Below are 13,089 nucleotides of genomic sequence, written 5' to 3'. Positions count from 1 at the left end.
GCTTAAGTAAGAAATAGGTTTTTAAAGATGCAACAAGAAAACAGTTTAGAGTCAGACCAGATACTCGATTTGGATATTTTAACTCAATACACCCAAGCTATTGGTAATGATGTTCTACTTATCAGTGTTAATGTGTTTGAGCAGCAATACCCTCAATATGTAGCAGAGCTTTTAGCGTTTCAATCTGCAGCAGATCATAAAGAAGTCGCTGCCCAAGGGCATAAGATGAAAGGTGCTGCTGGTGCGATTGGTCTTCACCGTCTGGCTAATTGGGCACAGATCATACAGCATAGTGAAGCCGAATCGTGGAATACTACCTACCCACAAGCGATAGAACTCATAGAGCAATACTATCAGAGTGATATTGATGCACTAAAAAGGTTCTTGCAAGCTTAATCGTTATCACTACGGGTAAATGCTATATCAAATATAATTAGCATTAGTAACAAAAAAGCCTTACATCATGATGTAAGGCTTTTTTGTTTTGCTATAAGTAATTTTAGTATTGGTTATTCGCTTTCAGTATCACCACAAAAACGGTAACCTTCACCATGAATAGTTGTAATAATCTCACTGCTCGCAGGATGAGATTCAAAGTGCTTACGAATACGACGGATGGTCACATCAACCGTTCTATCATGTGGCTTTAACTCTCTTCCAGTCATTTTCATTAACAACTCACTACGCGTTAATATTTTTCCAGGGTTTTCCAAAAACTCTACCATCGCTCTAAATTCACTACGTGGAAGCTTAAACTGATCTTCTGTAGGGCTAATTAGTGAGCGAGAGTTAACTTCTAGAATCCAACCATTAAATTTATAGCGCTCAATAGTGCTTACTGGCTTTTCTTCAGAGCTACCCTTAATACGGCCTAATAAGTTTCTCGCACGAATAGTAAGTTCTCGAGGGTTAAAAGGCTTAGTAATGTAATCATCTGCCCCAATTTCTAAACCAAGGATTTTGTCAACTTCATTATCACGACCTGTTAAAAAGATAAGTGCGATGTCATCTTTTTCACGTACTTCACGAGCTAGGAGTAATCCATTCTTACCTGGCAAATTGATGTCCATAATAATTAAAGAAATTGGCTCTTGATTTAATAGACGATTCATTTCGTCACCATCATTAGCCTCATGAACAATATATCCCTCCGCTTCAAAAATTGAGCGTAGTGTATTTCTTGTCACTAGTTCATCTTCGACAATAAGAATATGAGGGCTTTGCATGCTTTTTACCTAGTAAGTTAACGTAGTGTTATAAGTGTAAGATAATTTGGTGGTTATGTTAAACTAATCTTCACTTGATTTAATTATAGTGCCAGTAATAATTTCTCGTCAGAGAAAAATCTAATCAATGTCTTTTACGGCTAAATGCTGTCGAAATCAAAAGAAATGGGTTCTATAGTGTATTTTATTACTATTTGACCAATAAAGGTTCAAACCGTTCATTTCATTATTGAATTGATTCGCTTGTAATAACAGGTAGTTTGAGTAACCAGCGCTTGTTAAATTATTACATTCTTATTGCGAATTATTTTCATTGGAGTCGTAAAGAGCGTGATTGTAAACGGTTTATTGGGATTAAACAATATTGGTATAGTGATGATTCTAACGAGAAATTATAATAAGTTATGGCAAAGTTATAAAAATAGTATTTTTCAATTTCCTAGTCCTATGAATTTAAAGAGAAAGTTTGTTGTGATTACGGCTTTTAATCCCCTAGGACACCTTTATTTAAAATGGCGCAATTTTTGTTTAAACCGAGAGCTCGAACACGATTTAGACAAAAGGGGACTTGAATTCTTACCCGTTTTAGTCAGTGATCATCAGTTTGACTATTTAGAGCATAGCTTTTGTGTATGTATGGACCTTGAAGAGGCCGTAATCATTGCAGATCATTATCAACAATTTGCAGTCTTCATTGTTGATGATAATGAGCTGTCATTGTGTCCCTGTCAGCTATTTATCGATCAAGGAATAATTGAGGTAGAAAGGGTTGGTTTATTTAATCATTTGGTTCGTTCCCCAAAGGGAGCGAACCAAGGCATTGAAAGTATGGTGTGGTATTGAAGGTGTTTCGTTAAGTTTTTGCCGATAGTATTTTAAATTTGCTATTTTCAATAATTGATTCTGTTGTCGCAAAATACTGCTTTAAAATTGGCTCATAGCGTAAAAAACTATTGGCAACAATTCGAAGTTGGCCTCCATCCATTAAGTGTTGTGGCGCAGTGGACATGAATTGTTCAGGAACTTTGTAATCGGTTTTAATTCCTGTGTGAAAAGGAGGATTAGAAACAATAGTAGCAATCTTACCTTTTATATCGCTTAGACCATCACTAGGGTAGACTTTTCCTTCAACTCCATTTGCTGCAAGAGTTAAGCGCGTGGACTCTAATGCTAATGCATCAATATCAACTAGTTCTAATGGAATTCCTGGGCGCTTTAATCCTATATAGGTGCCGATTACGCCACAACCGCAACCGAAATCCAAGGTGCGTTTCATTTTTAGGTGGCCCAAGTTTTCTAAAAGTAACTCAGTACCCAGATCCAGCTCACCGTGGCTAAAGACTCCTGGTAAAGAGGTGACGTTGACAGTTAAGTCCGCTGCTTGAATTTGATAGGTTTTAAGCCACTGGTTTTTATCAAAGTTTGGCGCCGCTTTAGTATATTCGGTGCGAAATAATGCACAATGTCTTGCAGAGTCAACCTTAACAGGCTTATCGCAAAAATCGCTAATCAGTTTTGCTGCAGACTTAACACCGCTCTTGTTATCACCGACAAAATAGATCTCTGCGTTTGTCTCTAAGTGAGGCAATAAATTCGCCAGTAAGTATAAAGCACGCTGTTTGGCTTTCGGCCAATATAAAATAAGCTGTTGCCATTTGTGCTGTTGTGGGTTTTCGAAATAGGCACCAAACTGGATTTTGGCATTATCATGCTTCAATGTTTTAGTGACATGTTTATGATTATGGTAATCCAAACCAAATGCTGTTACTTGACTTGCGCCGGCTTCATATAACTCATTGATAAAGTTGTCATCACTAAACCCTGCAACGAGTACGCGTTGTTGTTCAAATAGTTCAATGTTACGTACCAATACTTGGCTAGGGTTTGAGAGTGTGCTCATGAGTGTCTCGTGCTATGGGCTGAAAAGGTGGAGTATAGCGCAATAACCCCAAACGTTAAAAGCTTGAGTTATTGCACTATGGCTTGGTGAGAAGGTTATTTTTTACCAAGTAGGGTAAAGATCTTTTTCGCTATATCTGTATTATCGATTTGACCTGCGAATAGTGATTGTTGGCGACCAAAAGCAAACACTGGCACATCAACGCCAGTATGGCCACTCGTCGTCCAGCCTGTATTTGTTCTCGCGCTAATAATCGTTTTTAATGCGGTTGCCAGTGCGCGTTTAGCTTTTCTATCACTGCCGTCTCGAGTCGTTTTATGTGCTGGTAAGAGTAAAACGATCTCTTGCTTGGTTAACTCAAAACCAAGTTGTGCGTTTATTGCCTGGGTGTCGAGTTTTTCTAGCTTAGCCTGTGCTTTTGAAATGGCTTCAGGAGATGCCTTCATCGAATGAATTAACTGTGGTCGCCATGCGTATTCACCGTTTGCACCAATGGTAAAGCCACCAGTAGAGTGGTCTGCAGTCATTACAACTAGTGTATCTGGGTTGTTTGCAACATAGCCTTCAAGCCATTCGACTGTGACCGCGAGGTCGTCCATCTCTGTCATTGCCGCGGCAACATCATTGGCGTGGCCCCCCCAATCAATTTGAGAACCTTCGATGAGCATAAAGAAACCGTTGTCATTATTGTCTAACCGGTCAATGGCAGCTACCGTCATCGCTTTTAAGCGATGACGGTTGGTGTCATCTAACGCCCACGGTAAACCTTTATCTGCGAATAAGCCAAGTACTTGGTTATTGTTGATAGTGTTTAGGTCGCTGTAACTATCGATATATTGATAGCCAGCTTGTTGAAATTCTTTAGTTAAATCACGATCGTCACGAATAAAGTACTGCCAACCACCACCAAGCATGACATCAACGGCATGTTTACCGTCTATCTTAATATCAAAATATTGATCGGCTATCTCATTATACATGCGACGACTTTTAGCATGGGCAACATAACTTGCAGGTGTAGCATGGTTGATCTGAGAAGTAACGACAAGGCCTGTTGATTTACCTAACGTCTTTGCGTAGTGCATTACACTTTTCACTGGGGTCTCATTAACATCTACGCCAATGGCACCATTATATGATTTGTACCCTGTAGCTAATGCCGTACCAGAAGCGGCACTGTCAGTTACGATACCACTGACTTTAGCTGGATAAGTCGTTGAGCGACCCACTAATATTCGGTCAAATACGGTTTGCTCTACGGCTTGTGTGTCAGGGTTATCTTTAAAATAGCGATAAGCGGCGGTATATGCTGGGCCCATACCGTCACCAACAATCATAATAATGTTTTTGGGTTGCTCTGTGTCTTGATGTGCTGAGGCGCCAAATGCGGCACAAAGCATTAAGCTACTAAGTACTTTCTTCATAAAAACTCTTCTATATATTAATGCTAGGCACAACCAAGACTTGCTCGTCCATATTGTGTCTAAATTAGATAATAACGTGTCTATTATCAATCGGTATAGTTAGTGTAACGGGGGAATGACTTTTGTTAAATATTATTTTTGTGATCAATAACGCTTATTTATTAATGTTTTCAAATAGTAGTTTCAACTGTTGGCTACTTAGATCGTGTTGATCTTGTAATTTTCTGATTTGAATTCGTTGGGTCGCAATTGAACTATTATTTAGTAACGTTAATATCTGCGCTTTATCAGTTTTACACAAGCAAATAATTCGATTCGTACTGCCAACGTTGAGACTGGTATAAGTTAAGTTTGGGCAAGGCGTTGTTCGCTCAGGAGCAACGATGCATTGCTGGGGCACGTTAAATGCGTGGCTGGAAAAGCTACTTAGCACAGTAATTGATGCTGCAATCACCACTTTGCTATAGTTTTTTATTGTATTACATTGTTGAACCATAATCGTCATACTCTTTTTTTAAAGGCTCTTTCTTACACCAGTTTAGCTGAATAAATATTACTATTTCCTTCTTGGCGCAAAAATCGTAGCAATTATCCCTGATACTATAATAATACTTGCACCAATAAACCACTCATATTCTGGGATATTATTCCAAAATATTGCACCGACCAAAGCTGCAAACAAAATTGAACTATAACTAAAAAGGCCAATAGTTGTCGCCCCTGCAAGGGTAAAAGCCTTAGTCATTAAAATTTGAGCAGCAGTAGCGCCCACGCCTAAGATGACTAATAAGCCTAGAGCCATTAAATTCAATGGTTGCCAGTCGAAAGGTAGCAGTATTGCTGATACGATTAATGAGATAGTCGAAAAGTAAAATACAATACGCTGGCTTGGCTCTGTCGTGGTCATTTTGCTAATGGATGCTTTACTTATTGCGACACATAGGGCACCAAATAGTATTAAGCCCATTTGCATTAATGAGAGGGGAGTTGTTTGGGCTTGAGTCGTGTTTAAACAAATAAACACACCAAAGAAGCCGATACTAATTGCTAAAATAGTATATAAACTTTGTGGTTGCCTTAGCCAGTAAAAGGCAATCAGTGGGATGAAAAATGGTGCAAGCATTAACACCATCGCACCGTTGATCAAGCTACTATTACTCAAGATATAGAAATAGATAAACATCGCGGTGACCCCCGTAATGCCACGCATGAGGTGTAATGATAGTTTGCTAGTGGTCACGGCTTGTTGTTTGTGTTTAATTAGCCATGGTAACAAGGGGAGTAAGGCAAAAAGATTGCGAAAGAAGATTATTTGGATTAATGAAACGTCATCACTTAAAACTTTAATGAGAGCACTTAGCAAGACAAAAGATAACTCGGCACAGAGTATAAAAAGAATACCGAGTAGTAGTTGAGATGTTCTCATATTAATCTATATCAAGTTATTGATTGTGCATTATCTAATATCATTAGCTATCTCGCTATAGACGACTTAGAATTAGCGAAAATAAATTGGAAGGAAAACTTTGATGCAACAATTTGATATTGTTATTGTTGGTGGTGGTATGGTCGGTGGTGCACTTGCGTGTGCATTAGCTCCGACTGGATTATCGATTGCGGTTATCGAGCACAAGGCGCCTAAGTCTTTCTCGCCTGAGCAAGCAATGGACTTGAGAGTATCAGCAATTAGTATTGCATCAGAAAATTTATTGCAACAGATAGGTGTGTGGGACGATGTGTTGGCGATGAGAGCTTGCCCTTATCGTTTTTTGGAAACTTGGGAGCAGTCAGGGTCCAATTTAGTCTTCGATAGTGAAACCATGGTGCGTCCGTATTTAGGCCATATAGTAGAGAATCGACTTATTCAATTAGCCCTGTGGCACAAACTAGAGCAACTAGATAACGTTACTTTATTTGAAGGTTACAATATTTCTCAATTGACACACCAGGATGATAGTTACTTTGTCACACTAGGTGATAATACGATTAATACGCGTTTGCTGGTGGGGGCTGATGGGGCCAACTCGATGGTTCGCAACGCCGCTAATATTGGCGTAACGGCATGGGACTATGCCCAGCATGCTATGTTGATAAATGTAACGACAGAACGGTCGCAACAAGATATTACATGGCAGCAGTTTACTCCACAGGGGCCTCGAGCTTTATTGCCCTTAACAGGTAATAAAGCCTCATTAGTCTGGTACGACTCGCCAGCGCGTATTCGTCAGTTGTCACAATTACCATTAACACAACTAAAAGAGCAAATCGTTAATGAGTTTCCCCAGCGTCTTGGCGAGTTTGAGGTTGATGACAGTGGTTCATTTAGCTTGACCCGTCGCCATGCTCAGCAATACGTTAAACCTAACTTATGTATCTTAGGGGATGCCGCTCATACAATTAACCCATTAGCAGGGCAAGGTGTTAATTTAGGCTTTAAAGATGTTACAGCATTAGCTTCAACAATATCTGATGCTGTCAATGCAAATGAATGCTGGTGGCAGCAAGCAACTTTAATGAAGTATCAAAAAGCGAGACGTGGTGATAATTTGCTAATGCAATCGGCGATGGATTTCTTTTATTTAACCTTTAGTAATGAACAGGGGCCTTTGGTGCTTTTACGTAATACTGCGCTAAAAATGGCGGAGAAGTCTACTTGGGGTAAAAAACAGGTTATGAAATACGCAATGGGCTTGTAAAACGGCTTAAAATTCACTCGTGGTGGTGACAAAATCAACACTTGATAAAAAAGAATAAAAAAACTGATAAAAAACTATTGACGGTTGCGTCTCTCATCAGCATAATACGCCGCACTTGATGAGGACAACGAAGCAAATAAGCGAATGCTTAAATGTTAAGTTAAATCGAAAGTATGCGGGAGTGGCGGAATTGGTAGACGCGCTAGATTTAGGTTCTAGTATCGCAAGGTGTGAGAGTTCAAGTCTCTCTTCCCGCACCATTTATAGTTGGGATATAGCCAAGCGGTAAGGCAGCGGGTTTTGATCCCGTCATTCCAAGGTTCAAATCCTTGTATCCCAGCCAACTTTTTAAAGTTAGCTATGAATGACGAAAGAAGTGAAACTTTAAATTCACAACATTATGATGGCTACGTAGCTCAGCTGGTTAGAGCACATCACTCATAATGATGGGGTCACAGGTTCGAATCCCGTCGTAGCCACCATTGATTTTACTTAAGTGAAATCAACCAATTATTTGTTGGGATATAGCCAAGCGGTAAGGCAGCGGGTTTTGATCCCGTCATTCCAAGGTTCAAATCCTTGTATCCCAGCCAAATAATTGCAAAAACTTGATATGCGGGAGTGGCGGAATTGGTAGACGCGCTAGATTTAGGTTCTAGTATCGCAAGGTGTGAGAGTTCAAGTCTCTCTTCCCGCACCATCAAATGAAAAATAATCGCTTAATGCGATTTTTTTTCGTCTAAAGTAAAGTTTACTTAAACTTTTGTAATGGCTACGTAGCTCAGCTGGTTAGAGCACATCACTCATAATGATGGGGTCACAGGTTCGAATCCCGTCGTAGCCACCATTTAGACCTACCAATCTTTTTTGTTGGGATATAGCCAAGCGGTAAGGCAGCGGGTTTTGATCCCGTCATTCCAAGGTTCAAATCCTTGTATCCCAGCCAACTTTTTATAGCCACTTTTAATTTAGTCTGTCTATACGCTTATCAATTCATAAAAAGCTTAACTTTGTTAACCACTCTCTAGCTTGCTGTTCATTATCAAAAACACAACGCTGAAAGTCACCGAGTCGTTCAATGACCATGGCATCTAATTGATGTTTCTTTATCTCAGATGGCGAATAAACCTGTGCCGCGGCAGTTAAATTATTACTAATACACCACTGTGTGAGCTCTTCAATAACAGGTATTACATCGGGTGTGGCAAGTTGCCAGTGATCGAGAAAAACCAAATGGCCCCATGAATCAGAAGTAAGGGGCTGTACGGCTTCCTTAAACTCTTCGCTATAGGCCTGTGCTGTTTCTTTATTCCAACTATCATGTAAGGTTGCGATAAAGACTTTATTGCGAACAGATAGCTCATACGAACCGTGCTGATGAAATAAACTCGTCATATGACTTCCTTGCTACGCCTTAATATTAAATTTAGACTATCTTAGCGATAAAAGAAAAGCCCATGAGACTCGCGCTTCATGGGCTTTCAGGGTATTTTAAATGTATTAAACTTAGACGTTAAAGCGGAAGTGAATTACATCACCATCTTTAACGATGTAGTCTTTACCTTCAACACGTAGCTTACCAGCGTCTTTTGCACCTGATTCACCATTATTGTCGATGTAATCGTCAAAACCGATAACGGCTGCACGAATGAAACCTTTTTCAAAGTCGGTGTGGATTTTACCCGCTGCTTGTGGGGCTGTAGCACCTACATTAACCGTCCAAGCACGAACTTCTTTAACACCCGCAGTGAAATAAGTTTGTAGGTTAAGTAGTTCATAACCCGAGCGAATTACACGGTTTAGACCCGGCTCTTCGATACCCATGTCCTCCATGAACTCCGCTGCATCTTCAGCATCTAACTCAGCAATTTCAGACTCAAGTTCGGCACAAACTGCAACAACAACAGCATTTTCAGTCTTTGCTAACTCACGTACTTTATCTAGCATTGGATTATCTTCAAAACCATCATCGTTGACGTTTGCGATATACATGGTTGGTTTAATCGTTAAGAACTGTAAATAATCGATCGCCGCTTTTTCTTCTTTAGCTAGCTCTAATGCGCGTAGCATTAAGCCGTCATCGAGGTGAGCTTTGATTTTTTCTAGCACTGTGATTTCAAACTTAGCGTCTTTATCCCCGCCTTTAGCCTTTTTAGCTTGGCGGAAAACCGCTTTATCTGCAACGTCCATATCGGCCAGCATTAACTCGGTGTTGATGACTTCGATATCCGATAACGGGTCAACTTCACCGCTTACATGCACGATATTTTCATTTTCGAAACAACGTACCACGTGACCAATAGCATCGGTTTCACGGATGTTTGCTAAGAACTTGTTGCCTAAACCTTCACCTTTGGATGCGCCGGCGACTAAGCCTGCAATATCAACAAACTCCATTGTCGTGGCAATGACACGCTCTGGGTTAACTATTTTTGCTAATTGATCAAGGCGTAGATCAGGAACAGGAACCACACCAGTGTTTGGTTCAATAGTACAAAACGGGAAGTTAGCCGCCTCGATACCTGCTTTAGTTAAAGCATTGAATAGTGTTGATTTACCAACGTTTGGTAAACCGACGATACCACATTTGAATCCCATGGTGATTCCTTAAAATTAATTTGATTGGATCAGACTAGCCCTTGTAGGCATGGAGTCTGTTTTTGGCACTCAAGAACCCTTGAGAGAAAATTAGGCTGGTGGAGCGTACCGCTTCATCAATCGCACCATCAATTAGAGCTTGTTCAGCCTGAGGTGCTTTACCTAATACATAACCGGTAACTTTATCTTTATGCCCTGGGTGGCCAATTGCAACGCGCAAACGATGGAAGTTCTTATTATTGCCCATAGAGCTAATAATATCGCGTAAACCATTGTGACCGCCATGTCCGCCGCCTTGTTTGAATTTAGCAATGCCGGGATCAAGATCAAGCTCATCGTGAGCGACCAAAATATTCTCTACCGGAATTTGATAAAACTTTGCCATTGCTGCAACGGCTTTGCCACTGCGATTCATGAAGGTGGTTGGAACAAGTAATCTAACATCATGACCATCGATATTGATTCGAGCGGTATGACCAAAGAACTTACTCTCGGCTTTTAAAGAGGTGTTGTGCCAATTGGCGAGTTGTTCAATATACCAAGCACCAGCATTATGTCTGGTGTTGGCATATTCGGGACCTGGATTAGCCAGGCCCACTATCAGCTGAATATTGTCACTCAAAAGAGTTATCTCGTGACTTATTCTGCTGCTTCTTCTTCTGAAGCTTCTTCAGTGCTAGCGCCTTTAGGTGCAGCAATAGAAACAACAGCTAGATCGTGGCTTTCACCTTTAGCTAACTCAACAGAAGTTACGCCAGCTGGGAAAGTTACGTCTGAAAGGTGAACAGTTTGACCAACTTCTAAGTTAGCAACGTCAACTTCGATGAACTCAGGTAAAGCACTTGGTAAACAAGCAACTTCGATTTCATTTGCGTGGTGAGCAACAACGCCACCTGATTTAACTGCAGCAGAAGCATCTTCGTTGATGAAGTGTACTGGTACAGAAGTGTGAAGAACGTGAGACTCGTCAACGCGTAGGAAATCAACGTGGTTAACAACAGGCTTGTGGCTGTGACGTTGCATTGCTTTAACGATTACTTTTTCTTCTTTGCCATCAACAGAGATAGTTAAAACTTGAGAGTAGAAAGACTCTTGCTCTTGCGCTTTAAATAATTTGTTATGAGCTAAAGTGATAGAAACAGGAGCTGTTTCGCCACCGTAGATGATAGCTGGAGTTTGATTCGCGTGACGTAGGCGGCGGCTCGCACCTTTCCCTAGGTCTGTACGGATTTGCGCTTCAAGTGTAATTGCTTCAGACATTAGATGTCTCCAATATTTTAAATTTAAATGGTGAAGGTTTTTGCGACCAAAACCTTCTCGTTACCGAAAAATTCGGCGCGACATTGTAACTAAAGCACTAGAGGATCGCAAACACTTAAATTGAATAACTCGGTGAAAAAAACTATGGAGGGAGGGTAAATAAAAAGGAGCCGTTAGATTGGCTCCTTTATCGTGTTGTTTGTTAACTTAAAGAGTCGTTACTTAACTACAACCCGTAGGTATAGCTAGATTGTAATCCTAGTGGAATACCTAGTGCCCAATAGGCTAATAAGAAGATTGTCCAGCCAATCATGAATGCAATAGAGAACGGTAGCATTAGTGCGATTAACGTACCGATACCTGTGTCCTTCACATACTTCTGACAGTAAACAACGACTAGTGGAAAGTAAGGCATTAATGGCGTGATAATGTTCGAGCTAGAATCACCAATACGGTAAGCCGCTTGAGTTAAATCAGGTGAGATACCTAATTGCATTAACATTGGTACAAATACTGGGCCTAATAATGCCCATTTAGCCGAACTTGAACCAACGAATAGGTTAACAAAACCCGTTAAGAAGATGATACCAACAACAGTCACTGCACTTGGTAGTGCCATAGCTTTTAATACTTCTGCCCCTTCAATGGCTAATAGAGCACCTAAGTTTGATTGTGAGAATGCCGCAATAAACAATGAACAGAAGAAAGCCATTACAATGTAATAAGCCATGCTGCCCATTGATTTACTCATTGCGTCAATCATGTCTTTACTGGTTTTAAAGGTTCCAACCGTGAAGCCATATACGGCACCGGGAATCCAAAATAGCAAGAAGATTAACGGAACAATTGATTGCATTAATGGTGCTTTAAAATCAGCAAGTGAACCCGTTGGACCACGCAATGGTGAGTCGGCTGACCAACTCGCCCACGCTAATAGTGCCAATCCGGCTACCATGACAAAAGAAGCTAAGTAAAAGCCTTTACGTTCTTTTGACGTGATTTCATCAAAAGTCGGTAAATCTGAAGTGTCACCATCGATCGGTGTTTTGGCTAAGCGAGGTTCAATGATTTTATCAGTGATATACCAACCTAATAACACAATAAAGATGCTTGAAGCGGAAGTAAAGAACCAGTTATTTAACGGATTGACCGCAATTTCAGGATCAATGATTTGTGCCGCACTCTGGGTGAAGCTTTGCAGTAACGGGTCAATGCCTGATGGAATAAAGTTAGCACTAAAACCGCCACTTACCCCAGCAAAAGCTGCCGCTATACCAACCAGTGGGTGACGGCCCATGGCAAAGAAGATAACCCCTGCTAATGGGATAACTAATACATAGCCCGCGTCGGTTGCTGTGTGGCTGACAATCGCGATTAAAATGATCGATGGCGTTAATAGCGCTTTTGGAGTGCGCTTTAGCATCAGCTTAAGACCCGTGTTAATAAAGCCAGAATGTTCAGCGACACCGACACCAAGCATAGCAACTAACACAACACCTAAAGGCGCGAAAGCGGTGAAGGTTTTAACCATGCCCGCTAAGAAGCCAGCTAAAGAGTCTCCGGTTAACAGGTTATGAACGATGATAGCTTCACCAGTTCGCGGGTCAATAGCACCGAAAGTGTATTGCGATAGCAGCGCTGATAGCCCCCAAATGATGAGCATTGCCGATAAGAAGATAATAGCTGGATCGGGGAGGGCGTTACCCACCCTTTCAATACTGTTGAGAAACCTATCGACTGCTCTAGGTTTCTGGGTCGTTGAACTCATACTCTTTTTCCTTTTTACTGAGCTAAAATGTTTAGCGATTTACTAATTTTGCTTAATTAAAGCAAAAATTAAGACTAAAGGATATAAAAGAGATAAAAACAGTCACCACATTGCTGTAAATAGGCTAAAACGTTTTACTGCAAGTGCTTGGAGGTAACTGGTAAAAATATGTTCATTTATGCTTTTTTAGGTGCGGCCAAACGCTTACATTTGTTCT

13 protein-coding genes and 7 tRNA genes are annotated in these 13,089 nt (G+C 40.7%); 10 read left to right on the top strand and 10 right to left on the bottom strand.

Annotated elements, in window-relative coordinates; genetic code table 11:
• Positions 1-27 precede the first annotated feature (27 nt).
• Positions 28-396 (top strand): Hpt domain-containing protein, encoded by a 369-nt coding sequence (locus tag Q8W26_RS07360; RefSeq protein WP_101214794.1) that lies wholly within the window; start codon positions 28-30, stop codon positions 394-396.
• 113 nt (positions 397-509) lie between these two features.
• Here Q8W26_RS07360 and arcA read toward each other — a convergent pair whose 3' ends face one another.
• Positions 510-1,226 carry a two-component system response regulator ArcA gene (gene arcA / locus Q8W26_RS07355; RefSeq protein ID WP_101214793.1) on the bottom strand — a complete coding sequence of 239 codons (717 nt, stop codon included), beginning with the start codon at positions 1,224-1,226 and terminating at the stop codon, positions 510-512.
• 471 nt (positions 1,227-1,697) lie between these two features.
• On the opposite strand from arcA, the gene Q8W26_RS07350 reads away from it, so the two are divergent.
• Complete coding sequence (locus Q8W26_RS07350) at positions 1,698-2,069, top strand: DUF3293 domain-containing protein (protein WP_305472922.1); 372 nt, start codon at positions 1,698-1,700, stop codon at positions 2,067-2,069.
• 10 nt (positions 2,070-2,079) lie between these two features.
• Here Q8W26_RS07350 and rsmC read toward each other — a convergent pair whose 3' ends face one another.
• The 4 genes from rsmC to Q8W26_RS07330 all read right to left on the bottom strand — a co-directional run bounded on the left by rsmC (position 2,080) and on the right by Q8W26_RS07330 (position 5,976).
• A complete protein-coding gene (rsmC, locus tag Q8W26_RS07345) occupies positions 2,080-3,126 on the bottom strand; it encodes a 16S rRNA (guanine(1207)-N(2))-methyltransferase RsmC (RefSeq protein ID WP_101214791.1) in 1,047 nt (348 codons plus the stop codon).
• 95 nt (positions 3,127-3,221) lie between these two features.
• On the bottom strand, positions 3,222-4,550 hold the full coding sequence (locus Q8W26_RS07340) for an alkaline phosphatase (protein ID WP_101214790.1): 1,329 nt from the start codon (positions 4,548-4,550) through the stop codon (positions 3,222-3,224).
• A 154-nt stretch (positions 4,551-4,704) separates the two neighbouring features.
• Positions 4,705-5,055, bottom strand: coding sequence for a hypothetical protein (locus tag Q8W26_RS07335; protein WP_153071510.1), 351 nt, complete (start codon positions 5,053-5,055; stop codon positions 4,705-4,707).
• A 51-nt stretch (positions 5,056-5,106) separates the two neighbouring features.
• Positions 5,107-5,976, bottom strand: a complete 870-nt coding sequence (locus Q8W26_RS07330) for a DMT family transporter (protein WP_101214788.1) — start codon at positions 5,974-5,976, stop codon at positions 5,107-5,109.
• A gap of 103 nt (positions 5,977-6,079) precedes the next feature.
• Between Q8W26_RS07330 and Q8W26_RS07325 the strand changes: the two genes are divergently transcribed.
• From Q8W26_RS07325 to Q8W26_RS07290, 8 genes are all read left to right on the top strand, one after another.
• The gene (locus tag Q8W26_RS07325; RefSeq protein WP_101214787.1) at positions 6,080-7,246 is read left to right on the top strand and encodes an FAD-dependent monooxygenase; all 1,167 of its coding nucleotides are present in this window, start codon (positions 6,080-6,082) and stop codon (positions 7,244-7,246) included.
• Positions 7,247-7,421: 175 nt separating this feature from the next.
• Positions 7,422-7,506 (top strand) — tRNA-Leu (locus Q8W26_RS07320).
• Positions 7,507-7,514: 8 nt separating this feature from the next.
• Positions 7,515-7,589 (top strand) — tRNA-Gln (locus Q8W26_RS07315).
• 62 nt (positions 7,590-7,651) lie between these two features.
• Positions 7,652-7,728 (top strand) — tRNA-Met (locus Q8W26_RS07310).
• Positions 7,729-7,764: 36 nt separating this feature from the next.
• Positions 7,765-7,839 (top strand) — tRNA-Gln (locus tag Q8W26_RS07305).
• A gap of 22 nt (positions 7,840-7,861) precedes the next feature.
• Positions 7,862-7,946, top strand: a tRNA-Leu gene (locus Q8W26_RS07300).
• Between the two features lie 70 nt (positions 7,947-8,016).
• Positions 8,017-8,093, top strand: a tRNA-Met gene (locus Q8W26_RS07295).
• A gap of 24 nt (positions 8,094-8,117) precedes the next feature.
• Positions 8,118-8,192, top strand: a tRNA-Gln gene (locus tag Q8W26_RS07290).
• Positions 8,193-8,239: 47 nt separating this feature from the next.
• Here the strand turns inward: Q8W26_RS07290 and Q8W26_RS07285 are convergent.
• From Q8W26_RS07285 to Q8W26_RS07265, 5 genes are all read right to left on the bottom strand, one after another.
• Positions 8,240-8,641, bottom strand: a complete 402-nt coding sequence (locus Q8W26_RS07285) for a hypothetical protein (protein WP_101214786.1) — start codon at positions 8,639-8,641, stop codon at positions 8,240-8,242.
• Positions 8,642-8,752: 111 nt separating this feature from the next.
• Positions 8,753-9,844 carry a redox-regulated ATPase YchF gene (gene ychF / locus Q8W26_RS07280; RefSeq protein ID WP_101214785.1) on the bottom strand — a complete coding sequence of 364 codons (1,092 nt, stop codon included), beginning with the start codon at positions 9,842-9,844 and terminating at the stop codon, positions 8,753-8,755.
• Positions 9,845-9,878: 34 nt separating this feature from the next.
• The gene (pth, locus tag Q8W26_RS07275; protein ID WP_101214784.1) at positions 9,879-10,466 is read right to left on the bottom strand and encodes an aminoacyl-tRNA hydrolase; all 588 of its coding nucleotides are present in this window, start codon (positions 10,464-10,466) and stop codon (positions 9,879-9,881) included.
• Between the two features lie 17 nt (positions 10,467-10,483).
• Positions 10,484-11,104, bottom strand: a complete 621-nt coding sequence (locus Q8W26_RS07270; protein WP_101214783.1) for a 50S ribosomal protein L25/general stress protein Ctc — start codon at positions 11,102-11,104, stop codon at positions 10,484-10,486.
• 226 nt (positions 11,105-11,330) lie between these two features.
• Positions 11,331-12,872, bottom strand: a complete 1,542-nt coding sequence (locus tag Q8W26_RS07265) for an AbgT family transporter (RefSeq protein ID WP_101214782.1) — start codon at positions 12,870-12,872, stop codon at positions 11,331-11,333.
• Positions 12,873-13,089 lie beyond the last annotated feature (217 nt).

Source organism: Psychrobium sp. 1_MG-2023 (genome assembly GCF_030689115.1).
Taxonomy (GTDB): Bacteria; Pseudomonadota; Gammaproteobacteria; order Enterobacterales; family Psychrobiaceae; genus Psychrobium.
The sequence above is the reverse complement of the archived record's forward strand: the minus strand, read 5'-3'. Positions and strand labels throughout refer to the sequence as shown.